This is a genomic window from Siminovitchia sediminis, assembly GCF_042680885.1.
GTDB classification, from domain to species: domain Bacteria; phylum Bacillota; class Bacilli; order Bacillales; family Bacillaceae_C; genus Siminovitchia; species Siminovitchia sediminis.
Map to the genome: position 1 here is coordinate 70,925 of NZ_JBHUEO010000008.1, position 26,117 is coordinate 97,041.

Sequence of the window (26,117 nt, forward strand, 5' to 3'; positions counted from 1 at the left end):
GCAAAATTAAGGGAACTTGGATCATCATACGAGGAAGGAGCGCCTATGAAAAAAGAAGCCGGATGGAACTTTGATAATAGTTATGCCCGATTGCCCAAAATGTTTTATTCCAACGTTAAACCGACCCCTGTCAAAGAACCGGAGATGGTTATTTTTAACGAAGAGCTGGCGAGGTCATTAGGTTTAAACGCTAAAATGCTCAAACATGAAGGTGCAGCTGTATTCGCCGGTAATGAGGTTCCAGAAGATGCGGATCCCATTGCACAAGCATATGCAGGACATCAGTTTGGCCACTTTACGATGCTGGGTGACGGCCGTGCAGTTTTGCTTGGTGAGCATGTCACTCCAAATGGCAAACGGTTTGATATTCAATTGAAAGGCTCCGGCAGGACACCTTACTCAAGAGGAGGTGACGGCCGTGCAGCCCTAGGTCCGATGCTCCGGGAATGCATCATCAGTGAAGCCATGCATGCTCTTGGTATTCCGACAACTCGCAGTCTGTCGGTTGTGACCACAGGTGAACCTGTTATTCGCGAAGGCCGGTTGGAAGGGGCCGTTTTAACCCGTGTAGCTGCAAGTCATTTGCGTGTCGGTACTTTTGAATATGTAGTCAGGTGGGGCGGCGTAGAGAACCTTCAGATATTAGCGGACTATGCCATTCATCGGCATTACCCGGAAATTAAAGGGGATGAGAATAAATATTTGTCTCTGCTCCAAAAAGTTATTGACCGTCAAGCGGAACTTATTGCTCAATGGCAGCTCGTCGGCTTTATTCATGGAGTGATGAACACAGATAACATGACGATCAGCGGTGAAACTATTGATTACGGCCCGTGTGCTTTCATGGATACGTATGATCCGAAAACTGTATTCAGCTCCATCGATCATCAAGGCCGCTATGCGTATGAAAACCAGCCGCTGATCGGCGGATGGAACCTGGCCCGGTTTGCGGAGACGCTTCTTCCTCTGTTGCATGAGGATAAAGAGGAAGCAATTGCCTTAGCGCAGGAAAGAGTCTCCGGTTTTAACGATATTTATCAAACCCGTTGGCTGACCGGAATGAGAGCCAAGCTGGGATTGTTCAACAAGGATGAAAAAGATGAACAACTAATCGGTGACTTATTAGATCTCATGAAAAAACACCGGGCGGACTTTACAAATACTTTTCTTGCCTTAACCCATAGGGAGTTCGAAAATTCGGCTTTGTTTCAATCGGCGGAATTTGCCAATTGGAAAGAACGGTGGGAAAACAGACTGGAGAGCCAAAAGGTATCTGAAGAAGAGTCTGCGAAATTAATGCGCCGCAGCAACCCGGCGGTCATCCCTCGAAACCACCGGGTTGAAGAAGCGTTGGAAGCCGCTGTGGAAGAGGGAGATCTCCGGCTCTTGGAGCGGCTGATGAATGTACTGGCAAATCCTTACAATCACTCATCGGAGCAGTTGGACTACGCCAAGGTACCGGAAACGAATATTCCTTATGTAACGTATTGCGGGACGTAAAAATAGTACATTAAAAGAGCTGTGCAGAGTCTGCGGACTTTGGCACAGCTGTTTTAATTTATAAAAGGGATATTGCATAAATTTTGAATGAATGAAATATGACTTACACTATAAAGTTCTCGAAAGGACCTGCTGGAGAACGATTGCTTGATTCATATTCATTTATCAAAGAGGTGCTAAAATGAAACGTTATTCAACACCAACCAGATTTGCTGAAAACAGGCCTTTATCTGCTTCTTTTTTTAAAACAGCCGGCACTCACATAGCTGGCGGTGTCAATGGAAATCTTAGATATTTCACGCCATTTCCCATTACATTTAAAAAAGCAAAAGATGCTTGGTTAGTGGACCTTGATGGGAATCCATATGTGGATTACCTCTTATCCTATGGAGCTTTAATGCTTGGCCATGGTCATCCTGTCATAAAGGAGGCCGTTCAGAATGTATGGGACCAACTGGGGACAAGTGCTTTCGGTGCGGCCCACCCTATGGAATGGGAGATGGCGCTGGAACTTCATAAATTGTATCCAAGTATGGAAAAAATGCGCTTTACAAACTCAGGTTTAGAGGCAACATTATTTGCCTTGCGCCTTGGATTGGCGTTTACTGGAAAAACGCATGTCGGAAAATTTGAAGGGCATTATCATGGCAGCCATGATCATGTGTTGGTAAGTGTGAATCCGGACTTGGATCAGGCAGGGAATCCCACGGCACCGGAAGCTGTACCTGAAACGTTACGTCTTCCTGACTATTATTTAAAGCACACGGTGGTTTTGCCGTTTAACGATCTTCCTGCCTGTGAGAAAATTTTAACCAAAATGAAAGACCAAATCGGTATTGTAATTCTGGAGCCCTTTCAATCAGGGTATATTGCAGCGGACCAGGAATTTATAACCGGTTTACGGGATATAACGAAACAGCTGGACATCCTGCTGGTTTTTGATGAAGTAAAAACAGGATGCAGGATTACATTAGGTGGTGCACAACAGTTCTACCATGTGCAGCCAGATCTTACAGCATTAGGGAAAGTAGTTGGCGGCGGCTTCCCCATTGGTGTGGTGGGGGGTCGTGGTGACATCCTTGAGTTCAGTTCCCCGCAGCATGCCGGCAAGCATGAGGATATTGTCTTTCACAGTGGAACATTTAATGGCAATCCTATTTCCATGGCAGCAGGTTTAGCGACCATTCGCTATTTATCACAATCGAATAGATTTGAAGATATGGTACATCGTACACAGATGCTGCGAAAGGGTATCGAAACATTAGCGCAGGATTATGGTGTCCCTTTTAAAACAATTGGGGAAGGAACGATCTTTAATGTGGTGGCAACTAACCGAAAAATGACTAATTATCGTGATGTAGCCTCACTTCAAAAGGAGACACGAATGGCATTGGATTATTTGTTAATGGATCATGGGGTATATTCGAAGCCATTGAACCGTTTCTCTTTGTCTGATGCTCATGGAAAAAGAGAAATTGAAATAACACTGGACGGATTTGAAAGAAGCTTTTCGAAATTAAAAAGCAACATCCCTTTATAAACTTTTGGATTGAAAAGATGGACGCCTGCAGTTTCCCCTTTGATACTTATGGGAATCAGGAAGCTGGCCTGGGGATGATGCGGCACTTGAGAAAAACATGTTCAAAGACGATACCGTTGTATTTTTAAAAAAAGTCCGCCTTACTTTTTATAAGGCGAACCCATTTCCTTATCCTTCCTTACCACAAAACTTAAATGCCTGCCGCATCTTTTATCCTGGCGATAGGAAAACCCATCCGGTGCCTCATACGTACACGTTCGGTCCATGACTATCTGCTCCGAAGGAATCCCTGCAAGCTCACACTGCTTCTTGACCGTCAACTGGTTATCAATATGGTATTTGTTCGTTTCTTGATTGAAATACATAAACTCATCCGCATAGCCAAGGCTCTTAAATTTCACATAGACATCTTCATCCACTTCAAATTTTTTCTGGCTGATCGCCGGGCCTATTTGAATATGAAAATGATCAGGATGGCAATAGTCATTTTCAATCAAATGTCTGATTAACTTCAAGGTGATTTCCTTCACGGTCCCTTGCCATCCGGAATGGACCACACCTACAATCCCCTTAATTTCATGAAAGAACATCACGGGTACGCAATCAGCGGTAAAGCTGCATAATACGATGTTCGGCTCGTCCGTGTACAAGGCATCTGTCTGTTCAATGGCTGTTGCAAGGCGATTGGACCCGCGGCCGCGGTCTCCCGCCCGGACCTTATAAAAGTTAGAGCTGTGAGTTTGGTTTGCGCATACCAGATCGTGGAGCGTGTAACCCAATGAGGCGGCAAATGTCTTCCGGTTATCTATGACACGTTCGGGATGCTTACAGACATGAAGTGCCATATTATTCTGCTCAGGCATTCTTTTATCCTTCATGGTGATTCCGGCTGTCCATCCTTCATCATTTACATATAATTTCATATCACACCACCTTTAATGATCTGAAGCATCAATCTGCAGTAAGATTTTCCCGAGACAGGCAGGAATGGTCATGATAGTACTTCCGAGTTTTCAGTGTTCCCCCTATGTTCGGCAGGAATCATAACAGGGGTCCTCCAGCTTTTACAGCTCCTGTATTTACGGCGTGTATGATGCTCCAAGCATTCCGATCAGGTTTCATGCTTGAAGTTCGTATATCCTAACATTATTCATATATGGCAAATGAGTTCCATTCCATGCGAATAACTTCCGTAAACCAATAGTTTTCACTCACTTATTCTACTATAATAAAAGTATCATATATGGTTATGGCAGGGGGAACAATTGTGGAAAAAATGGTGGACCGGGAAAGAATGATGGCGAATTTATTTAAAGCCCGCTTTCCTTTTCTATATATCGCTACGTGGGAAGAAGATCGGGTACTGTCTCTGATCCGGTCGATTGCTTCAAATGAAGAATTAATCAAAACGGAACGGAAAGTCATCACATGGAAAGTGACAACAGGCTTAGAGGGAGAGAATACAGGAAAAGGGGATACGAAATCCGCCCTCAAGGCTTTGGAAGTGATTGAGAATTATGAGGAGCCTGCCATTTTCGTGCTCCATGACTTTCATATTTATTTTGGGGCAGAAGGGCGTTCGGCCGATCACCAGTTGGTTCGGAAGCTGCGGGATATCAGCTCCAGTCTAAAGCGCAGCCCCAACCCGAAGAACGTTGTATTTCTTTCTCCTGTGCTGCTGCTTCCCAACGATCTGGAGAAAGATATTACGATCTTTGATTTTGATCTGCCGACTTTTTCCGAGATTAAGGGAATATTGGATGACCTCATTGAGGTGAATAAGCAAAGCGGCCGGATTGAAATTAACTTGGATGAAGAGGAAAAAGAAAAGCTTGTCAAGGCAGCACTTGGCCTCACTCTATCAGAAGCAGAGAATGCTTTTGCAAGGGCGATGGTGGAAGACGGCAAGCTGTCGATCAATGATGTGGAAGTGATTTTGCAAGAGAAGGAACAAATTATTAAAAAGACTGAGATCCTTGAATTTGTCAACAACCGTTTGAACATGGATGATGTCGGAGGGCTGGAAAACTTAAAACGCTGGCTTCGAAAAAGAAACAGGTCCTGGCTGGAATCAGCACAAAAATATGGCTTGCCCTCGCCGAAAGGGGTCCTTATTACGGGAGTGCCCGGCTGCGGAAAAAGCTTAATCAGTAAAGCAATCAGTGAAATGTGGCAGCTTCCTTTGCTTCGGCTGGATATCGGCAAAATTTTCAGCGGACTGGTAGGAAGCAGTGAGGAAAATATGCGTAAAGCGATCCAGACAGCGGAAGCCATCGCCCCGTCCATTTTATGGATTGATGAAATTGAAAAAGGCTTCAGCGGCATTCATTCGGGTGGAGACGGCGGAACAGCTACACGGATTTTTGGGCATTTTTTGACATGGATGCAGGAAAAAGAAAAGCCTGTGTTTGTGATCGCTACTGCTAATAATATTGCGAGCCTGCCGACAGAATTGCTGCGGAAAGGTCGTTTTGATGAAATATTCTTTGTGGATATGCCTACCCATCGGGAGAGGGTGGAGATTTTTAAGGTACACCTGAAAAAAAGGCTCAAGGATCCTGAAGTTGCAGGGGATTTCAGGATAAGTCAGGAAAACCTCGATTATCTTGCAGGACTGACTGAAGGGTTTGTTGGAGCAGAGATAGAGCAGGTCGTCATTAATGGCCTATTTGAAGCTTTTTATGAAGGAAGAAGTGTAACTTTGGCCGATTTCGAGAAAATCTGCAAACAGATTATTCCGCTGGCTGTGACTCAGGCCGAACAGATTAAAAGGATCCGGGACTGGGCCAATGTCCGGGCAGTTGCTGCCACACCGAAGGAAGATCGCGTGGAATATAAAGAAAGCGAGGAAGCGGCGGACAACTTGGACATCAGTACTTCACGCGGCGGCCGGACCATCGATTTTTAAGAAGAAAGGTGAATCAGACCGATGAGTATTGAGCTTGCTCTCATTCCGGTGGGAATCGCAGTCTTTCAGGCAGCCGGTTCATTGATTGAGAAGAAAAGCAGTAAAACATACAGCGTTCAAACGGTCATGAAGCAGCAGCATCTTTTGCAAGAAGCGATTGAGCAATACGGCTGTGATGTTCGCGAAATTCATGAACAAAATGTTCAGACGGAAATTGGGGATATCCAGATTTTTTTCCAGCAAAATGATCAGGGCATTTTTGAAGCAGTATTTGATGAAAGTGTGCCAAGGGCAGATGCCTTGGAGTTTATTGAAAATCTGCATATTGAGTATAGATATCTCATCCAGCAGGAGACCTGCCAAAAGTTATTGAAACGTGCTCAGGAAAAAGGACTGGAGCTGGAGTCGGAAGAAGTGCAGAAAGACCGTTCGATTGTCTTAACCTTTCACGTAAGATAAGTAAGATTTGGCAGGTGACCGGAACATGAAGGATAAAAAATTAAAAATTAAAATAGCGGAAGATGGAAGTGTTTTTGCCGAGACGATTGGAATCAAAGGTAAGGACTGTCTGGAATATATCGAGCTTCTTGAGGAACTGCTGGATGCAGAGACCGTAGATTCCCGATATACGGAAGAATATTATGAGACCGGAACATTGTCTGTTCAAAGAAAGAATCAATTATGGAAGGAGGAATAATGGATGGCTATTACGAGTAAGGGAAAAGCATGGGAACGGCGACATTCTATTTGGATGCTCTGGGCGATCCTGACGATGGGTTTTTTGAATTATGTTTCATTTTTTTATGCGGCTTCCAGGGTGAAACAGAGAAAGTGGTTTTACGCAGGTGTTATTTATTCCATTATTTTTATTGTGACCATGGTTGCCACTGAATTTGATGGGCACTGGATCTATGATGCATCAATTGGTGTCTTTCTGATCGGATGGATCGTTTCCATTTTTCATGTATTTAAAATAAGGCCGGAATATTTATTGAGGCTGGAAGCCAAACAGGCCCCGGGATACAGGGATAAGGATATTCAATTATTGAAAGAGCAAATAAAGAGGGAATACTCAGGCGGGACAGTCACTGTCCCTCGAGAGGAGACTGCTCCAAGGGCAGCAGCCATAAAAGAGGAGCGAGCCGAAGAAACGATGGGTATTGTGGATGTTAACACTGCATCCGAGGCCCAAATTGCAAGAGTACCTGGTATCGGCGCTTTGTTCTCCAAGAGAGTGGTGGAAATGAGAGAACAGGAAAATGGATTTACTTCTTTTGATCATTTTGTAGAAGCTTTATCCATCAGGCCGCATGTGGCTGAAAAAATCCGTCCTCATCTTTCGTTTCCCGAAAAATCAAACCCGGCCAAACCGGAGTCGTCTGAAAGAAGAGAAGGGAGAATCGTTGATTTCTAATGGAATTGGTCATCCATCGGTATTTGCCGCAAACAACTGTTGAAGGACCTGGAAAGAGATTTTGCCTTTGGGTGCAAGGATGTTCCATTCGGTGTGAAGGTTGCGGTGTTCCCTGGACTTGGTCCAAGACCCATGGCACGGTGATCAGTGTTGAGGAGCTTTTTCAGCATATCCAAAAAAGTAAGGTAGAGAATGGCATTGAAGGCGTTACTTTTTTGGGCGGGGAGCCGTTTGACCAGGCGGAGGCTTTGGGGGAGTTGGCACGAAAAGTCAAAACCATCGGATTGACGGTCATGACCTTTTCAGGGTATTGGATGGAAGACTTGCGAAAAAGAGAGAATTGCCAAGCTTTGCTTGCTGCCACCGACTTATTGATTGATGGGCCGTTTGTAAAGGAAAAGTTGGATGTAAGCAGGCCTTGGGTAGGTTCATCCAACCAGCGGTATCACTTTTTAACTTCAGCCTATCAACATTTGGAGTTTCAATTGATGGACATTGGCAATAAAATTGAGGTCCGCATTTTGGACGATGGAACAGTATCTGTCAATGGGATGGCTACGCAGAAAATGCTGAGTGAGCTGTTTGATTCAAAGGAATACAGGAAAGTAAAAAATACGGTGGGGAAGACATAAACAGATGTCTTCTTTTTTTCTTTATGTCATATGCTTGTCTGTGCGCATGTCAGTTCAGTCTGTACATCGATGAATGTACTGGAAGTTGGGTGAACGTACCGGACAAGATTTTTATCATAGAACCCAAAAACGGAAAGTTGTGTTCATACATTCTTTTGTTTTTCTTAGAGATTTTTAGGTCTTACATCCTGCAAAAGCACCGGCTTTTATCCTGTTTTTTTACAATCCTTTATACATGCTTAACCATCTCTTAAAATTCCTCCCTTACAATAGGAATGAAGTCCCTGCAGAGAAGGTGAGTATATGAGTCATGAACTATCTGCTATTTCCGGAACTAATTATTTGATGTCCTATATGCGATATTTGAATAACCGGATAAAAAAAGAAAGTTTATATCATAAACGATTTCGGAAAATGCAGCAGATTATACAACAACAATCACTCGATACATATTTTCAGCCCATTATCCACTTGAAAAATGGGGAAACAATCGGTTATGAAGTGTTCAATCGCCCGGAGCAGTCCAAGCTGTTTCCCAATACTGAAATTTTCTATGATTTTGTTGGACAGACAGACCAGGCATTTATCTTCGACTATTTTTGCAGAAATATATCCATCCAGCGTTTTGTAATCCGTGCTCCCCAGGAGAAGGTGGAAAGTGGTGTTCTTCTTTTCATTAATATCCATCCGCATGTTTTGCTTGATTCCAACTATCATAGCGGGGAAACGCTGAGCCTGTTACAGGAATTTGGCCTGGATCCAAAAAATGTTGTTTTGGAACTGACGGAAAAGAGTGCTGTTACTGACTTCGTTCAATTTGAAAAAGTTTTATCCAATTACCGCGCTCAAGGATATCGGATTGCGGTGGATGATGTGGGATCCGGATATAACAGTCTAAAAACCCTTGTATATTTAAAACCAGAATTTATTAAATTGGATCGGTCATTAATTCAATATATTGATCAAAATGTGGAGCAGCAGGAATTGGTTTCTTTAATTATGGGATTTGCCGAGAAAACGGGCACAAGAATTATTGCTGAAGGCGTTGAAAGAGCGGAAGAGTTGGAGTACATAAGGAACCAAGGAGCAGATTATGCTCAAGGGTATGCCATTGGCAGACCTAAACAAGAAATTGATCCGGGCAGGATTCCTGAAATGGTTTAATAACTTAAAGAAGGTGAGTACATGGCAGCCCACGTTGGCGAAATAGTGGAATCGGTCCCTTCAATCTCTGTTCAAGTAAAAAATCAGGAAGTTGACCGTATATTTAGTGGAAATCCGACTTTGCAAGGAATCGTTATCCTCGACAATGATTTACCTGTCGGTTTGCTGACACGGGCCCTGTTTTATCAGAAAATGGGGACCTTATATGGATACCATCTTTATATGAACAAGGCGGTAGAGCTTTTGCCGCTTAAAGATCCGCTCATTACAGACTACAACCAACCGATCACAGAAGTAAGTAAGCTGGCAATGAAAAGAAAAGAGGAAGACCTGTATGACTATGTAATCGTGACAAAAAACCGAAGGTATTGCGGTATTGCCAGCATTCAGAAGCTGCTTTTAAAACTAGCCGATATTCAGGCGGAGATTGCCAGCTTTTTAAATCCGCTTACCGGATTGCCGGGAAACCACATGATAGAAGCAAAATTAAAAGAAATCCTCCATAAAGACCAGTTCAGCGTTCTATACATTGATTTGGATCATTTTAAAGCATATAACGATACATACGGTTTCAAAAGAGGAGATGATCTTCTCAAAACCATTGGAGAACTATTGAAAAAAGTGCTTCATCAAGACCAGGCATTCCTGGGTCACATTGGCGGGGATGACTTTGTCGCTATTTTGCCCCATTACTATTACGAATGGATTTGCAGAAGTATCATTGAAGAGTTTAACAAAATCATTTCTTCGTTTTATCACCCGATTCACCTATCGCAAAAATATGTTTTTGCGGAAAATCGATTGGGTATAAAGGAGAAAATATCAATCGTCTCTGTATCGATAGCTGTTGTCACAAATGAAGTGTATACGTTTGAAAATATAGAGGAAATTGCCGAATATGCAGCAATCGTGAAAAAAAAGTGTAAAATGGTGGATGGAAGTTATTACAGCGTAAATTGACTCAGGAAACTCATTGCTAAGGAGTGTCTTTATTGAAAGTCGTTGTGACATCAGATACACACTTTCCTGGAAGAGGTAAGCAACTGCCTGTACCGCTGCTGCAGGAATGCCAATCTGCTGATTTGATTATTCATGCAGGAGACTGGGTGTCGATAGATGTATATCGCCGGCTTGCCGAATGTGCCGAGGTTATAGGTGTGCATGGCAACATGGATGATGAAAGGATACGGGACCAATTTCGGGAAAAAGAGCTTGTCCGGATCAAAGGTTTTGATATAGGGGTGGTCCATGGACATGGGGAAAATAAGACAACGGAAAAACGCGCCCTGGAAGCTTTTGAAGGGAATGACCCAGATATCATTATTTTCGGGCACTCACATATACCAATGATCCGCTATTTCAACAAAGTGATGCTCATGAACCCGGGTTCTCCTGCCGATAAGCGGCGCCTGCCTTACTTTTCATACGGGATCCTCCATATAGAAGAAAAGGGTTTTCGGGCGGAGATTGTCACATTTGGCAAATAGACTTCATTGCCTAAAGTTATTTCTCAATTAGAGTTTTCCTTGATTATTTTAGTATCAATACTTTTTTCTCTATGCTATAAGGCATGTACTATTACTGCAGTGGAATATGGATATAAGAAAAACGGATGTCGTCTGGAAAATCAGTAACAACTGATTACTAAGGGCGGCTTTTTTTTAGTTACTAAAGCAAACTCAACAAAATAGACTGACATTAAAAGGAAAATCAGGGTATAAAAGGTTCAGTAATGTTAACCATTTAACACTCATGAGAGGTTATCCATATTTATAATATAGACAACCATTTTTATCAACTGACAATTTAGTGAGGTGATTATTTAACAATTAGCGTTAACACAACTGCATCCAATTGGTTCTCAAGTCATTCGATACTAACTAAAATCCGACTTTGGAGTGTTCAACTTGAAAAAAAATATATTGCTTAAAAACTGTTTCATTATTGATGTAGAAAAAGGAAACCACATGAGTAACGGAACGATTGAAATAAGTGATGGGAAAATTGTTAAAGCAGGCCCTGCCGATGATGTTCATTTGTCATTTACAGACTATCAAGAGATTGATTTGAAAGGGTTTACAGTTCTTCCTGGCTTAATCAATGTGCATGTGCATCTCTGTCTATCAGCTGAGCCGAATCCGAATGTACTTAACCAAACTGACATTGAGACAGCGATTCATGTTATACAAAATGCACAGAAAACGTTATATAGCGGTGTAACCACGGTCCGTGACTGCGGATGTAATAACTCAGCAACCATTGAGGTTTCCAAAGCAATAGAGTCTGAAAAAGTGACTGGGTCAAGAATTATTCCTACAGGGAGAGCCTTATTAATTACAGGCGGTCATGGGAGATTTTTAGGGCGTGAAGTTGATGGTGTGGAAAATATTAGAAAAGCAGCCAGAGAAGAAATAAAAGAAGGGGCCAAAGCGTTAAAAGTAGTGGCGACTGGAGGAGTCTTGTCGCCAGGCACGGAAATTGGGGCACCTGAGTTAAATTACGAAGAGATTTTAGCTGTAGTAGAAGAAGCCAAAAAGAAAGGGCTTACCGTAGCCGCTCATGCAATTGGCACGGAAGGAATCATGAATGCTATAAAAGCAGGCGTTGATTCTATTGAACATGGCAGCTATTTAACCGATGAAGCTATTTCTTTAATGAAGGAGAAAGGTATTTTTCATATTCCAACTTTAACAGCATACCACTGTGTAGTCGAAAACAGTAATCATTCCGCTATGGACGCTTCAACAGTACGCAAGGCAAAGTCGGCACAAGAAGACAATATTCATAGCTTTATTAAGAGTCGGCAAGCCGGTGTTGAGTTTGCTGCCGGAACTGATGCCGGGACTCCATACAATCCTCATGGTGATATCCATTTAGAAATGAAGTTAATGGAAGCCAGTGGAGTTTCTAAAATGGATATTCTTAGGGCTGCTTCTATACAAGGAGCAAAACTGTTAAGGATTGATGATCAGGTGGGATCCATCGCGGAAAATAAGGTAGCCGACTTAATCGCAGTCGAAGGGAATCCACTGGAAGATTTGGATGCAATAAAAAATATTAAATTGGTCATCAAGGAAGGCAGCCTAGTCCATCATGCAATGGAAAGAAAGGAGTTGTTTGTATGATAACTACAGATGTATATAAAGATCTTCCTTTTGAGGCAGTCGAATATGAGGACCGGTTAGTCAATATAAAGAAGGCAATGTCCTCTAAAGGCGTTGACTATTTACTAATCAATGATCCAGCCGATTTAAATTATCTATTGGGATACCGCTCGTGGGGGTATACCTTTCTCGATTGGCAAGTACTCATTATTCCCTTTGACAAGGAGCCCGTTTTAGTTACAAGAATGCTGGAATCCACCAATTTTAAGGATCAAACTTGTATTAAGAATATGGTCACGTTCAATGATGAAGAAGATCCTATAGATAAAACCATTGAGATATTAAAGCAATTGGGAGTGGCCAATAAAAAAATTGCGTTATCATTGCAATCATGGTTTTTTAATGCGGGGCATTTTATTTCCCTAAAAAATAAACTTCCTCATGATGCTGAGATAGTAGATGGAATGGATATCACTGTAAATTGCAGGTTGGTAAAGTCAGACAGAGAAATTACATATATCAGAAAAGCAGCAGAAATGACCAGTAAAGTGATGAATCATATAAGAGAAACCCCTATGCTCCATCCTACAGATCATGAAATAGCTCAAAAAGTCATGAATGATCTGATATCATCAGGGAGCGAACTGCCTGCTACCCCTCCGCTGATAGGAGTAGGGAAAAGATCAACATATGGGCATCCTGTATGGGAAAACTATCAATCCTCACAGGGAGATGTAATTTTTCTGGAGTTCAGTGGCTGCTATCAAAGGTATCATGCACCTATCATGCGAACGTTAAGCATTGGAGAACCAAGTGACAAAGCCAAAAAATTTGAAGAGACCAGCTATGGTGTCATCAATCAAATAACCAACACTGTAAAACCTGGCATGAAAGTGGAAGATATCGATGCCATTTGCAAGGAATACCTATCCAGTCAGAATATGAGTCAATATTTTCATAACCGTATTGGATATTCGGTTGGGATTGGATTTACTAAATGGATGGATGGAATCAGTGTAAAGAAAGGCGTAGATGCAGAGCTTAAACCTAACATGGTATTCCACATTATCCCTTTTATAACAGATTTTGAAATTAGTGTAGCCATCAGTGAGACGATTCTGGTTACCTCCAATGGTGTTGAAAAACTTACGAATGTACCACAGGAAATTATTAAACTCTAAAAATAAAACATGAAGTGAGTATATCGATTATGTAGTTTTGGTGTGTTCAAAGAGCCTTGTTTTGATGACATCTTTCACTGGCCGGGAACTATGCTCAGATGGCTGTACGGTCCAGCAAAATATCAATATTCAATGAAGAATGAGCAGACATTCGTCATCTGCTATTCTTCATTCCGTTTTATCACATGGATCTATTGATTTAAGGAGATGATGATCATAAATTACCACCATATTTTGTATTTATCGCAAGGTGATATTGAATCAATCGATCTTAATATGAGTGAGGCTATCAATATTACCGCTGAAACCTTTGTAGAACACGGGTTGGATAAAGTAATAATGCCGGATAAAACCTCCATTGATGTTGAGGGGAATAAATTCTTCCATTCGATGCCGGCCATGGTACAGGCGAAAGATAGTGTTGGGGTCAAATGGGTATCTTATTATCCCGGCAATAAAATCAGTAATCATGTCCCTGATGCATCCTGTATTATCATTCTTAACGATACAAGTACAGGATTGCCGTTATGTATAATGGAAGGCTTATACATAACATATATTCGCACTGCAGCAGCAGCAGCTGTTACGGCTAAAAAATTAGGAAATCCACATGCAAAATCGTTAGGGATCATTGGTGCCGGAGAACTTTCCAGATGGTCTCTAAAAGCGATCCTTTCTGCTGTTCCCTCTATTAAGCAAGTTAGGGTCAAAAGCCGTACCACTCAATCAAGAGACAAGTTCTGTGATGAAATGCAGGAGCTTTATAAAGAGGTTGAATTTATAAAAGATGAAAGCATGGAGTTATTGGTAAGTGAAAGTGACATAGTTGTATCCACTACACCTCAGCCGCTGACGCCCTTCTTGGAGTTTGATTGGTTAAAAAAAGGCGGTCTTGCTTTACCTTTAGATATGATAGCAGCATGGAAAATAGATTGTTTGGAAAAGGCTGATCATGTAGTGACCGATGACAAAAGGTTTTTGTCCGAATTAATAAGTCAGAAATATGGGAATGTTCCTGCGGAAAGGCAATTTATTGAGTTTGGCGAAGTGATGAAAAATGAGGAACCGATGTGGTCAAACGAAAAGAAAATTATTGCATTTATGAACGGAGTAGGCAGTACGGACGTTACCGTAGGAAAGTATATCTATGATAAGGCCAAAAATGAAAATATTGGAACCGTATTACCACTTCTGGGCAATCGTTCCGATGCTGTGGTGCTTAAGCACTAATATTCCTAAGGAAAAGTGAGTAAATAAAAAAAATCGCCGAATGGCCCTATTGCCGGCTTTAGTCACTTTTACAACAAGTTGTGAAAGTGGCAGGTTTGATGGGAGAGAGCATGAATAAAAGGGTTAGGTGCAAGATGATCCTTATCTGAAAGAAGTGTTATGGGAGCGATTCAATTGAATAGAGGGGGCTTTTTATGCGGCAAATCAACGTGGCACAGGTAGTGGATGATAGCAAAGTAAATTCTTTACATTTAACGGTTCTTTTATGGTGTATTTTTATTATAGTCTTCGATGGCTTTGACCTTGCCATATATGGGGCAGTCATTCCAAGTCTTAGTCAGTTGTGGTCATTGAATCCGGGTGTTGTTGGTTTTATTGGAAGTTTGTCTTTAATTGGCAGTTTAATAGGGGCCCTTACTTGTGGAATAATCGCGGATAAGATAGGGCGTAAAAAAGTGATTATTGCTTGTGTTCTTCTGTTCAGTGTGTTTTCTATAATGACCGGTTTATCTAATGGGCCCGTGGACTTTGCAATATATCGATTTATTGCGGGTTTGGGATTAGGGGGTGTCGGTCCATTAGTAGTAGTACTTACCTCTGAATACTCGCCTAAATCCAAACGCAGTATGATGGTAGGTATCATGTATAGCGGGTTTTCTATTGGGGGTATATTGGTAGCTTTGTCAGGATTAGTTGTCATTCCAAATCTTGGCTGGCAATGGATGTATTATATTGGCGCACTCCCTTTAATAAGTATTCCAATACTTATTAAATATTTGCCTGAATCCCTTGCTTATTATGTTGTAAAAGGAGAGCGCGAGCAAGTCCAGAAAATACTCAAGAGATTAAATCCATCTTTTACACCGAAAAGTGACGACGTTTATGAAGTGAATTTGCCGAAAACTGGTATGCCAGTTGTTCAGCTGTTTAAAGAACGCCGGGGAACCACCACGATCATGTTCTGGATTATATGTTTTATGGGTTTACTGATGACCTATGGATTGTCCACGTGGCTTCCACAATTGATGATAAAAGCAGGTTATCCGTTAAATTCCAGTCTCTTGTTCATGTTTGCTCTGAATTTAGGGGCCATCTTAGGGGCCATTGCAGGAGGATGGTTAGCAGACCGAATTGGATCTAAAAAGGTTTTGGTCGGACTTTTTGGTTTCGGTGCCATTTGCTTATCCTTACTTGGGTTTAACCCGGGATCAGCCGTTTTATATTTCTTGATCATCGTATCCGGTGCAGCGTCTATTGGTGCTCAAATTATTGCAAATGGGTACATCTCCAAATTTTATCCAGCTCATATAAGGTCTACTGCACTTGGTTGGGCGATTGGAATCGGCCGTTTTGGTGCGATTTTGGGACCATCGATCGGTGGATTATTACTCGAATTAAGCTTGCCGATTTATATGAATTTTATTGTCTTTGCCATTCCGGCACTTTTGGCGGCATTGGCTACTTGGAATGTAAGAGATAGATACAGTGATTTTCATCAAATTAAGGCGGATAGCAGCAAGGATCAAGCAGTCATGTAATGATGGGAAGCCAAAAGAACAAGAAACGTACATGAATAGTTATAGACTTTTTTCTGAAGTTTCTACTATTAGGTAACAATGATTTCTTTTGTTCAGTAGTAAAAGAAGCTGGAGGATCTGTGTGATCCTCCAGTTCTTAGCCTACCACAGGATAAATAAATGCCGGAAACACGATCCGTCCTAAGCGAAAAGCTTGTGCTGCTCTTGTTTATAGTTTTTTAAGCAGGCTTCCATTTTAATAAAAGGGACCCGGGGTACCCATGCGTGCCCGCTTTACCAAAGCCGGGTACTTCTCCGCCTCTTCCCCATCGATTTGCTTTTCTACTTCATGAATAATACTTTCCAACGAGTAGGCAATTCCCTTATCATCTTTATACATCACATTTTTGGGCGAAAAATGAACCGGAGAATCCAGTCCGGCAGCGGCTGAGATTCGGAACAAAGCTTTTCTTAATGTTATGACGTAGTTGGCTGCGCGGTGTTTTTTCTCTTCAATGACAAGCGCTTTTTGCAGCTGGGGGTCGGTTGTTGCCACGCCGACCGGGCATTCATTGGAATGGCATTTTAATGTCTGGATGCATCCGACGGAGATCATAAACCCTCTTGCAATTTGAACAAGGTCAGCCCCCATGGCCAGGGCAATGGCGATCCGGTCCGGTGAAAACAGCTTTCCTGAAGCAATAATTTTGACGCGGTCACGGACACCGTACTTTTTAAGGGTGGCAGCCAGTATGAGCAGGCTGGATTTGACAGGCAGCCCGACACTGTCCGCCAGTTCTTGGTACGAGGCGCCTGTTCCGCCTTCACCCCCATCCACTGTAATAAAATCAGGCCCTTTTCCGGTTTCGCTCATATATTTTGCGAGTTCCTGAACGCTGCTATTTCCGCCGATAACTATTTTAATGCCAACGGGTTTTCCTGTCGTTTCGCGGATTTTTTCAATAAAATCACACATGGACGGAACATCGTGAAATTGGTGAAAGCGGTTGGGGCTGTCGATGGATTGATATGGCGGCACCTTTCGGATTTCAGCTATTTCCGGATTGACTTTTTCCGCATCAATGTGTCCGCCCCGTACCTTGGCCCCTTGGCCTAGTTTGATCTCAAATGCTTTGACTTGCGGTATTTCGCTTTTTCTTTTTAATTCACCCCAGTCCATTTCACCTTTTGGGTCGCGTACACCAAACAGCCCCGGCCCGATTTGCATAATAATGTCAACATTGCTTTCCAGATGATAGGGTGACAATCCACCCTCGCCGGTATTCATCCAGGTTCCTTTAGCAATCTCCAATCCTTTGGATAGGGCGATAATAGCATGTTTGCCCAGGGATCCGTAACTCATGGCGGACATGCCGATAAGTCCTTTTAATACAAAAGGATGCGCCAGATCTGGTCCGATAACGACGGCATCGTCATCATGAAGCAAATGGGCGGATGACACATCTTCTTCCAATTTTTCCACGCGTTGTGTAAAAAGGGGATCTTTGATAAGAAGATACCTATTTGTTAGAGCCATAGTCTCCTTGTCGACCTTCAACTCTTCCGTCAGCTTCGGAAACATGTCATTCCGGACATAATAGCCCTCTTTCTCAAAGTCTCTTCTTGATCCAAATCCGACGACATCACGCTTATATTTTGAACTTCTTACAATATGCTCATAATCCGCTCTTGAAAAAGGCCTGCCCTCCGTATCACTATTAAACCAATATTGGCGCATTTCCGGCCCGATTTTCTCAAGAAAGTAACGCATTCTTCCAAGGAGAGGATAATTTCTTAAAATCGAGTGCATTTTCTGTTTCCGGTCAAAGGTTATTAAATATATGAACATCCCCAGGATGGCCGCGATGACCAAGGCACCGACGGAAAAACCAATTAAAATGAATAGATCCGAAACAATCATGTTGCCCTCCATGTCCATACGTTTTAAGCTATATTGTCCAGATTTCCCTTTTTTTATCAGAAAAAGCTATATACAGTTGGCTGTTTCCGTAGTACCATCGAGGAAAAGCCCGAACTGCCCAGGTCATCATTCATGGAGGCTTTGATGAATAAACTATAGAGAAACATGAATATCTGAAAAGGAAAAGGGGTTTTCTGATGAGTATAATGAAAGGGTTAAAAAGTAAGCTGGCAGGGCTGTTTGATGCTGTGTACCGGTATCCGTTAACGATGCTGTTTTTATTGGCTGCTGCCACAGTCAATATAAATATGATTCATCATGAAACAGAAAAGTACGTTACTTATTTCCTGGCATTCCTGATTGGGGCCTTGCTCAGTGTCACGGCACAGCAAGTATTTGAGCGGTTTTTTAATAAAGTAAGCGAGCGGATGTTGCTTAATGGAGGAACGGTCCTTTTAACTGCAGGCTATTTCATTGCTATTCGTTCAGCAGGGGACTTTAACTTGGAATTGGGGACAAAAACCGCTGTGGCTGTTTTTGCCCTCATAATGGCCTTTTTATGGGTACCGTCCATTAAAAGCAAAGTCACATTCCATGACAGCTTTATGGCTGTTTTTAAAGCTTTTTTGACAACCATTTTGTTTTCGGCTGTTATAGGGATGGGGCTGAATGCCATCCTCATGGCGGTGGATGAACTATTGTTTTCGCTTCATTACAAAATATATTCCCATGTTTTGAACTTGATTGGGACGTTATTTGCCCCTATCCTTTTCCTTTCCTTCATCCCTCCTTATCCCGGAAAAAAAGATGAAGCAAAGACAGAAGATGAACTGGCAAATCAGACGGAAGAAGTGGAAAAGGCGGTACATTGTCCAAAGATATTAGAAGTCCTGATTTCCTACATTATCATTCCGCTGACAGCCCTATATACTGTCATTTTGCTTGTGTATGTTCTTTTAAATATTCGGGGAGACTTCTGGTCCAACAACTTAATGGAACCTATGCTTGTTTCCTATGCGATCACAGTCATTGTTGTCTATCTGCTGGCAAGCAGTATTCAAAATAAATTTTCAGCCTTTTTCAGAAGAGTGTTCCCAAAAGTTCTACTTCCGATTGTACTGTTCCAAACGATTGCTTCTGTATTAAAAATAGGGGAAATGGGGCTGACCCACGGGCGGTATTACGTCATTATGTTCGGGGTCTTTGCTCTGATTGCAGCAGTCATTTTCAGTTTTTTTTCACCCGGAAAAAACGGGTGGATTGCCGCAGTATTGCTGGTCTTTTCAGCTGTATCGGTCATTCCTCCGGTGGATGCCTTCACTACCAGCCGTAACAACCAGACGAATCTGCTGAAAAGCACTTTAGAGGAGAACAACATGTTTGAAAATGGTGAAGTGATTCCAAATGGAGATATTTCTACTGAGGATAAGCAAAGAATCACTAAAACGGTCAGCTATTTGGACCGAATGGATTATACGAAACGCATTGACTGGCTTCCGGATAACATTTTTTATAACAATCAGTTTAAAGATACATTTGGTTTTGAAGAGGTGTACGTGGAACCTGACGGAGAGAAGGGATCCCAATATGCACATCTGGACTGGGAGCAGAGCCCCGTTGTAAATGTTGAAGATTACGATCGGATGCTGCACCTGACTATTTTTGATCATGAAGAAAAAGATTCCGGAAAGGAAATCCAATTTGAAGTGCAAGGCGCTGAGTTTACGTTAGTTCAAGGATGGGAAGAGAACGATTCGGTCATCCGCTTGATCAATGAGCAAGGAAATGAATTCATACAAGTACAAGCAAAAGAAGTGTTCGATGAAATCTTGGGGGATGAAAAAAGTTCCGGAGGACAAGGCAAGGAGCTTTCTGTAGAGAGTGCTACCGTTACACGTGAAAACGACCAGGTGAGATTCGATTTTCTTATCCAATCTGTTGACCGTTACAATGATCAATACTACGCCGATATGTATGTGTTTATCCAGGTGAAAGAAGGTGCCTTTGTGAACGGCCCCCATGATTAGATGTTCATCCGGTAATGGCGGTGTTTTTTCAGGCGTTGGTTGTAAAGAACCGTTAACTATGACAAGATATGGGGTGACAGTCATCTTTCCAATAAAGAAAATTATATAAATGGGGGAAAACATAATGTCTAATGTTCCGAACTGCCCTAAGTGTAACTCAAAGTATACGTATGAGGATCGGGAAATGTTGGTGTGCCCGGAATGCGGAAATGAATGGAATCCAACGGAAGAAACGGAAATCGGCGAGAGCCAAACGGCAGTAAAAGATGCGCACGGAAATATTCTCAAGGACGGCGATACGGTTACGGTCATTAAGGACTTAAAGGTAAAAGGGAGCTCGTCCGTTGTTAAAATGGGTACAAAGGTCAAGAATATCCGTCTTATTGACGGAGACCACGATATAGACTGTAAAATTGACGGCTTTGGGGCCATGCAGCTGAAGTCAGAGTTTGTGAAGAAGGCGTAATTTTGGCAAGCGGATGATGTTCACACGAATATCAGGTACTCGGGGAAATTATTGAGTGCCTATTATCTCTGTCGGTACGGATATCGGGTTCCGGGAAAGTGTGAGAGCCCGTTTTCCATGTCTGTATGATTATCAGGCTCGCGATAAAACCCAAATGCCCGCTATCAAAGTTCGTATACATATCATGCTCCCGAGAACGCTAAAGTGAACAGTTTGTTAAAAGCCAATGATCTTATGTTATTTTTAAATTCTTCAGGCCTTAACAAAGGGAGAGGTCTATACCTATTAGCCGTTGTTCCGTAATCCGCAAACTTGTAGTATTCCGGCCGGTCCCTTAAAATGGGCATATCACTTACTTTTTGTAACTGGAGGAATGCCTCATGGAAATAGGGATCTCGACTTTTGTTGAAACAACGCCCGACCCGCAAACCGGTGAATTGATCACTCACGCTCAAAGATTGCGTGAAGTGGTTGAGGAGATCGTATTGGCAGACCAGGTAGGTTTGGATGTATTTGGCGTGGGGGAGCACCACCGGCAAGATTACGCCGCTTCGGCACCTGCCATTTTACTTGCTGCTGCAGCTCCGCAAACCAAGCATATCAGGCTGACAAGTGCAGTGACTGTACTTTCTTCTGACGATCCGGTCCGCGTATTCCAGCAATTTGCCATGCTGGATGGGATATCTGACGGTCGCGCGGAAATCATGGCCGGACGTGGGTCTTTTATCGAATCTTTTCCATTATTCGGCTATAGTTTGAATGATTATGAAGAGCTGTTTGATGAAAAGCTTGAGCTATTGCTCAAATTGCGGGAATCTGAAAGAGTATCATGGGAAGGAAGACATCGTCCTGCGATTGACAATTTGGGTGTTTACCCTCGTCCCGTACAGGATCCGCTTCCGGTCTGGATCGGCAGCGGAGGGACCCCGAAATCTGTCGTTCGAGCCGGCATCTTGGGACTTCCGCTAGTTCTGGCGATCATTGGGGGCAGGCCGGCACAGTTTGCTCCGCTTGTGGAAATATATAAAAAGGCAGCTGCACAGTCAGGACATGATCCCTCAAAGCTTCAGGTTGCTTCTCATTCCCATGGTTTTGTAGCGGAAACAACAGAAAAAGCGGTTGAGCAATTTTTCCCTTCAACCCAGTATGTGATGAACGTACTCGGAAGGGAAAGGGGCTGGGGTCCTTATACACGTGCCAGCTTTGATGCAGCGAGAAGCCCTGAGGGCGCCTTATATGTGGGAGATCCGGAAACAGTAGCTCAAAAGATTATAGCCCTTCGCAAAAATGTCGGAGTGACCCGGTTTATGCTGCATGTTCCACTAGGTTATGAGTAGTGATAAACATGTCTATTTTAGGAATGGTTTATGATAAGTGGGGTAACTGTCCTACAGTACACCTCTACTAGTAGCCACTATAACAACACTTCGTTAATCTTTAATTCATAATAATCTTCATCTACATTTCCGAATCATCTATTATTCTGTATTAAATTTTTTTGTTACAATTTCGATAGCGTTTCTTTTCTAAATTGGAATGAGCATTATGGATTTGAAATAAAATCAAACCGTTTGTAAACAAGTTTCACCGTTTTGCCCCTTTGGCTTTGCTTATAGGGCATTTTTATGTTTAAAAAACCTTTATATTCTTCGTATCGGTCCTATGGTTGGAGAAGAAAAAGGATATTTAACTTAAAGGTATCAATTTTCAAATGTATTTGTTCATTGAGTATTACAATGCTAACTACCCATTTTATTGTTAATTATGGGGTGTCGCGTTAGGAAAAAGCGGATTTACAACGATAAGTATTTTGCTACAAGCTTATTTAGACATTGGGAAGCCATTTAAAAAGCTGATATCATTTTGTATCAATAGGCATCTTATTGAGATTATGAGGGTTTATTCTTAAACTGAAAGGTTATAGTGTTCTCGCATTTATTTCCAATAGTCTAAATTATATATTAATAATAGAAGGAATTTAAATATATTTTGTAGAATTAATTATTGATTATAATTATGGATGGAGGATGTTTTATGTCGATATATGAAACATTACCAGACGAGCGTTTAGCAGAATTTTTTGTGGGAATTAATAGGTATATAGAAAAAGGTATTCTATCTGAAGCTATGTATTATGAAATAGAACTTATAAAAAAAGCTGCCCTAAAGAGAGAATTAACAGAATTGGATTTAAGAAAGCTTTATCTGAAAGCAGAAAAAATTGGAGCATAGATGAAATTTTTTAACGTTGTAATTATGCATTTATATTAACTTTAAAGTGAGATCTATTGGAATATCAATGGTTCACACTTCATTTACATATATTCAATGTTGTTTTGTTAAAGTAATGCACCCGTTAGTTAAGTGTTACGGTTTCATTGAATGAAATTCCAAGATAGCTATATCTTATATGAACCTTATTTCTTCGTTATGAAAAGTACTAATCCCATAAATTACATCATCTTATGGAGCAGTCTCTCCTTTTAAGTTAGCCGAGGGCGAAGTCCCTGGATTTATGGGTGCTTCATCTATATTCATATAGCTATATTTTTAGCTAATTCATTAGTATCATCATCAGTTATGATAAAATCTTGTGTCCATTACTAACATGTAATCTTGTTATTAACGGCTTTTCTTATTATTTACCGAAACATCTAATAGTTTTACTTCACTAAAGCCTTTATTACCAACACCACCAACAACTGATCTATTGTCCTCGCTTGATGCAAGTGTACCAATCTCTAGTGGTGGATTGAATTTTAAAAAGAAATAACCTTCCCCTATAATTATGATTAATAATAAAGCGGAAATCCAAGTTTCCTCCTCAACTCCTCTATCCCCTTTGCAATCAATCTTTAACCCTTCTTTGGTTAATTCAATCATAATTATTTCAAACAGCAAGAAATCACAACGTCTTTATCTAAGTTTTGCTCCGTTGGCTCAATAAAAAAAACTAAAACCATGCATATATCATCAATGAAATTCAGACCCTCCTCTTATGCTGGAAATGTAGAGTGACAATTATATATATTGCATCGTACATAAAAGTGAAAGAGGGCCATTATTAGAAATTAAACAAAATAGTCAAGCAATATTTTGTTTATCCCTTTTCTTTTTCACCTGTGAGATGAAGAACAACAAAAACGGTATCGGAAATAGGACAATCATGTATGTATATACGTTAATTGCTTCCTCGAGACGGAAGTGTTCTTTTGAAATATAAAGGGTACTAAAAAAGGTTAGAACAATGAGAGCAGTGAATACAATACGTCTCATCCATTTTGATGAAGATTGGGATATGCTCATGTCATAAGCGATTCTAAAATAAAGACTACAACGGATGTATGTACCGAACGTCATTAAAATCATGCCATATATGTCAAAGCGATCGATAAATCCTAAATTGATTGTTCGTACGATTTCTTGCGCCGGGTATGTAAAATTATCAGCCTGTCCCAGTCCGAAAATTGTAATGACACCGGTTGTTGTTGAATTCATCATCAGGGCGTTTAACAATATCCCAATGACCCACAATAAAAATAATCGTTTTTCACGGGTATCTTTGATCGGTACACATAATAATAACAACAATTCTACCCAAATGCTTAAAAGAATTAGGGAGCCCCATAAAGCTGGACTCCAGCCGAATTCTAACAAAGGCTGGAGTTCACTCCAATCTTTTTTTGGCGTATCCATCAATGTAACGGTATGACCTGTGACCAAACCTATAAAAGTTAACACACCTGCAGTCAATGCAATTCGTTTAATGCCCTTTGTGGCTGCGTAGATAAAAAATAACAAAAACCAAATGGCTGTGGCAATTTGAGGTGTCTCAGGTAAAAAGTCGATGAATACAACATCAACCAAGGAAGAAAACGAAAGTATCGTTAAAAACAAAAAATAAATAATGAAAAGAATGCTAACAATTCTACCGAACCATTTACCTAAAAGTAGGTAAAGCATCTCGGAAATATTGAGGTCAGGATGGTTCAAACGCAGTCGGTAAATGGCAAATGCAAATGCAAATGCGGCCGGAAGTGAGAGAAGGACAGAAATCCAAGCGTCTCTTCCAGCAACATCAATGATTAATGGGAGGATAACGACATGTCCCATGATTGGAAGTGTCATGATGATTAAAAACAGCGTCTCCCATTTTGTTAACATTAATCTTACTCCTTTACAAAAGTTTACTTTGAAAACGGATAGGGGTTGTTGTAAGGTTTTCGATGTTCACGATGAACACTTTCTTTAATCAACCCTTCATGAGTAAAATTCGCATCGATATGAATAGATACCTCTGCATTGGCAAAGATGTCATTCCATTCAGAACGGATATTTTGCCACTGTTTTGGATAGGTACGATATGTTTCCGGTCCAATCTCAGTAATATCTGTTTTTAGTTCTTGTTGTAATTTCTTTAAAGTGGAACGAATATCATTTTCAACGTGACGGGAGATTTTTTTTTCAATATCTTTAAAGAAACGTCTGTTAATTTTTTTTGATGTCACATTGTCAGCCAGCGTGCCTTCAATCTTTGTTTGGATATCTACATGTAAATTTTTTTCACTTAAATTCGTTTTGGTTTTCGTCTTTGCTTTATTAATTTCAAGGGAAACCTTCTCCTTTTCGTTGAGGGATACGGTGATGCTCCCACCTTCAACATGATCTAAAAGCCAATTTAACCCGGTCGTTTCTTTCGCATTAAGCTGCCCCACCATTTTATTGTTTTTGATGACTGCAGTTCCATCTATTGAAGTGACTGTTTGTCCATCTACCTTTTTAATTGAAATCATTGGTACATAGGCGTTAGAAATGGATCCTTCCAACAATTTATAAAATTCGCGAAGTGTGATTGGTGCATAGTCGGAGACAAATTGTGTTTGCTCCAACGCAGAAGCAATCTCTATAGCAGTAAGATTTTCATACAGGGTCGATGTATTCAATATATCGCTAGGATTTTCGTTCGTTATAAATAGGTAACTGTTTAGCCGAAGCATCTGATCTCGCCTAATGACGTCGAGCACATGAACAAAATCCTCATGTGCCAGCTTTTCACCAATCAACCATACACGGGCGTGTCCAAATTCAAGGCGTCGCTTTGCATACCGAATTAAACCACGGGCTCCCTCTAATAATGTATCGGCTTTTTTTTCCAATACGATGTGTTGACCATTGCCTTGTCCATTGCCTTGACCTCCTTGTTGATTGGTTGGTTTGATAATTTCAACGCTTACATTTAATCGATCATCGGATTTATCCAAACCAACCCCGTGAACGAGTGCTACATTATCGAGCTCTTGGCTGTTCCAGCAGCCTGTTAATAATAGGAGGCTGCATAGTATGATGAAGAATGTTCGTTTCATTGTTTATCACCTGTGTCCGGAAGTGTGAATAAAGACATCGGATAATACCACCTCTGCCATATTTTAGAGCCACCTATGACATGATTTAGAGCCACCTCTGCCATAACTGAGCCACCTCCTATATAATTGATTTGCACTTCAGTGTGCAAA

Annotated in this window: 23 protein-coding genes; 18 read left to right on the forward strand and 5 right to left on the reverse strand. The window is 41.4% G+C overall.

What is annotated here, in order from left to right:
- The first annotated feature begins 45 nt into the window (after nucleotides 1–45).
- Both ACFSCZ_RS05035 and ACFSCZ_RS05040 read left to right on the forward strand, forming a co-directional pair.
- A complete protein-coding gene (locus ACFSCZ_RS05035) occupies nucleotides 46–1,500 on the forward strand; it encodes a protein adenylyltransferase SelO (RefSeq protein ID WP_380772681.1) in 1,455 nt (484 codons plus the stop codon).
- A 181-nt stretch (nucleotides 1,501–1,681) separates the two neighbouring features.
- Nucleotides 1,682–3,040, forward strand: a complete 1,359-nt coding sequence (locus ACFSCZ_RS05040; RefSeq protein ID WP_380772682.1) for an aspartate aminotransferase family protein — start codon at nucleotides 1,682–1,684, stop codon at nucleotides 3,038–3,040.
- A 140-nt stretch (nucleotides 3,041–3,180) separates the two neighbouring features.
- On the opposite strand, the gene pgeF is transcribed toward ACFSCZ_RS05040, so the two are convergent.
- A complete protein-coding gene (pgeF, locus tag ACFSCZ_RS05045; protein ID WP_380772683.1) occupies nucleotides 3,181–3,963 on the reverse strand; it encodes a peptidoglycan editing factor PgeF in 783 nt (260 codons plus the stop codon).
- 353 nt (nucleotides 3,964–4,316) lie between these two features.
- Between pgeF and ACFSCZ_RS05050 the strand changes: the two genes are divergently transcribed.
- The 12 genes from ACFSCZ_RS05050 to ACFSCZ_RS05105 all read left to right on the forward strand — a co-directional run bounded on the left by ACFSCZ_RS05050 (nucleotide 4,317) and on the right by ACFSCZ_RS05105 (nucleotide 16,211).
- Nucleotides 4,317–5,948: an AAA family ATPase gene (locus ACFSCZ_RS05050; protein ID WP_380772712.1), complete on the forward strand. Its 1,632-nt coding sequence runs from the start codon at nucleotides 4,317–4,319 to the stop codon at nucleotides 5,946–5,948.
- Nucleotides 5,949–5,969: 21 nt separating this feature from the next.
- Nucleotides 5,970–6,407, forward strand: coding sequence for a hypothetical protein (locus tag ACFSCZ_RS05055; protein ID WP_380772685.1), 438 nt, complete (start codon nucleotides 5,970–5,972; stop codon nucleotides 6,405–6,407).
- A 25-nt stretch (nucleotides 6,408–6,432) separates the two neighbouring features.
- A complete protein-coding gene (locus tag ACFSCZ_RS05060; RefSeq protein ID WP_380772686.1) occupies nucleotides 6,433–6,645 on the forward strand; it encodes a DUF2997 domain-containing protein in 213 nt (70 codons plus the stop codon).
- A gap of 3 nt (nucleotides 6,646–6,648) precedes the next feature.
- A complete protein-coding gene (locus tag ACFSCZ_RS05065; RefSeq protein ID WP_380772687.1) occupies nucleotides 6,649–7,362 on the forward strand; it encodes a ComEA family DNA-binding protein in 714 nt (237 codons plus the stop codon).
- Nucleotides 7,362–7,994 carry a 4Fe-4S single cluster domain-containing protein gene (locus ACFSCZ_RS05070; RefSeq protein ID WP_380772689.1) on the forward strand — a complete coding sequence of 211 codons (633 nt, stop codon included), beginning with the start codon at nucleotides 7,362–7,364 and terminating at the stop codon, nucleotides 7,992–7,994. The genes ACFSCZ_RS05065 and ACFSCZ_RS05070 overlap by 1 nt, the downstream gene beginning before the upstream one ends.
- A gap of 303 nt (nucleotides 7,995–8,297) precedes the next feature.
- Complete coding sequence (locus ACFSCZ_RS05075; protein ID WP_380772690.1) at nucleotides 8,298–9,158, forward strand: EAL domain-containing protein; 861 nt, start codon at nucleotides 8,298–8,300, stop codon at nucleotides 9,156–9,158.
- A gap of 21 nt (nucleotides 9,159–9,179) precedes the next feature.
- Complete coding sequence (locus ACFSCZ_RS05080; RefSeq protein WP_380772691.1) at nucleotides 9,180–10,118, forward strand: GGDEF domain-containing protein; 939 nt, start codon at nucleotides 9,180–9,182, stop codon at nucleotides 10,116–10,118.
- Nucleotides 10,119–10,141: 23 nt separating this feature from the next.
- The gene (locus tag ACFSCZ_RS05085) at nucleotides 10,142–10,645 is read left to right on the forward strand and encodes a metallophosphoesterase family protein (protein ID WP_380772692.1); all 504 of its coding nucleotides are present in this window, start codon (nucleotides 10,142–10,144) and stop codon (nucleotides 10,643–10,645) included.
- A 420-nt stretch (nucleotides 10,646–11,065) separates the two neighbouring features.
- Nucleotides 11,066–12,283: a metal-dependent hydrolase family protein gene (locus tag ACFSCZ_RS05090; protein ID WP_380772693.1), complete on the forward strand. Its 1,218-nt coding sequence runs from the start codon at nucleotides 11,066–11,068 to the stop codon at nucleotides 12,281–12,283.
- A complete protein-coding gene (locus ACFSCZ_RS05095) occupies nucleotides 12,280–13,443 on the forward strand; it encodes a M24 family metallopeptidase (protein ID WP_380772694.1) in 1,164 nt (387 codons plus the stop codon). The genes ACFSCZ_RS05090 and ACFSCZ_RS05095 overlap by 4 nt, the downstream gene beginning before the upstream one ends.
- Before the next feature lie 210 nt (nucleotides 13,444–13,653).
- A complete protein-coding gene (locus ACFSCZ_RS05100; protein ID WP_380772695.1) occupies nucleotides 13,654–14,673 on the forward strand; it encodes an ornithine cyclodeaminase family protein in 1,020 nt (339 codons plus the stop codon).
- Nucleotides 14,674–14,867: 194 nt separating this feature from the next.
- Entirely contained in the window at nucleotides 14,868–16,211 is a 1,344-nt protein-coding gene (locus tag ACFSCZ_RS05105) for an MFS transporter (protein WP_380772696.1), read from the forward strand.
- A gap of 235 nt (nucleotides 16,212–16,446) precedes the next feature.
- Here the strand turns inward: ACFSCZ_RS05105 and ACFSCZ_RS05110 are convergent, their stop codons facing one another.
- Nucleotides 16,447–18,111, reverse strand: coding sequence for an FMN-binding glutamate synthase family protein (locus ACFSCZ_RS05110; RefSeq protein ID WP_380772697.1), 1,665 nt, complete (start codon nucleotides 18,109–18,111; stop codon nucleotides 16,447–16,449).
- Between the two features lie 197 nt (nucleotides 18,112–18,308).
- Between ACFSCZ_RS05110 and ACFSCZ_RS05115 the strand changes: the two genes are divergently transcribed.
- The 4 genes from ACFSCZ_RS05115 (at nucleotide 18,309) to ACFSCZ_RS05130 (ending at nucleotide 22,836) form a co-directional block, all read left to right on the forward strand.
- Nucleotides 18,309–20,138: a DUF4153 domain-containing protein gene (locus ACFSCZ_RS05115; RefSeq protein WP_380772698.1), complete on the forward strand. Its 1,830-nt coding sequence runs from the start codon at nucleotides 18,309–18,311 to the stop codon at nucleotides 20,136–20,138.
- A gap of 124 nt (nucleotides 20,139–20,262) precedes the next feature.
- Nucleotides 20,263–20,604 (forward strand): zinc ribbon domain-containing protein YjdM, encoded by a 342-nt coding sequence (locus ACFSCZ_RS05120; protein WP_380772699.1) that lies wholly within the window; start codon nucleotides 20,263–20,265, stop codon nucleotides 20,602–20,604.
- A 380-nt stretch (nucleotides 20,605–20,984) separates the two neighbouring features.
- Complete coding sequence (locus ACFSCZ_RS05125) at nucleotides 20,985–21,941, forward strand: LLM class flavin-dependent oxidoreductase (RefSeq protein WP_380772700.1); 957 nt, start codon at nucleotides 20,985–20,987, stop codon at nucleotides 21,939–21,941.
- A gap of 697 nt (nucleotides 21,942–22,638) precedes the next feature.
- Nucleotides 22,639–22,836, forward strand: coding sequence for a hypothetical protein (locus ACFSCZ_RS05130; RefSeq protein ID WP_380772701.1), 198 nt, complete (start codon nucleotides 22,639–22,641; stop codon nucleotides 22,834–22,836).
- 390 nt (nucleotides 22,837–23,226) lie between these two features.
- On the opposite strand, the gene ACFSCZ_RS05135 is transcribed toward ACFSCZ_RS05130, so the two are convergent.
- The 3 genes from ACFSCZ_RS05135 to ACFSCZ_RS05145 form a co-directional block, all read right to left on the reverse strand.
- Entirely contained in the window at nucleotides 23,227–23,505 is a 279-nt protein-coding gene (locus tag ACFSCZ_RS05135; protein ID WP_380772702.1) for a hypothetical protein, read from the reverse strand.
- Nucleotides 23,506–23,688: 183 nt separating this feature from the next.
- A complete protein-coding gene (locus tag ACFSCZ_RS05140; protein ID WP_380772703.1) occupies nucleotides 23,689–24,768 on the reverse strand; it encodes a GerAB/ArcD/ProY family transporter in 1,080 nt (359 codons plus the stop codon).
- 23 nt (nucleotides 24,769–24,791) lie between these two features.
- On the reverse strand, nucleotides 24,792–25,967 hold the full coding sequence (locus ACFSCZ_RS05145) for a Ger(x)C family spore germination protein (RefSeq protein ID WP_380772704.1): 1,176 nt from the start codon (nucleotides 25,965–25,967) through the stop codon (nucleotides 24,792–24,794).
- Between the last annotated feature and the right edge of the window lie 150 nt (nucleotides 25,968–26,117).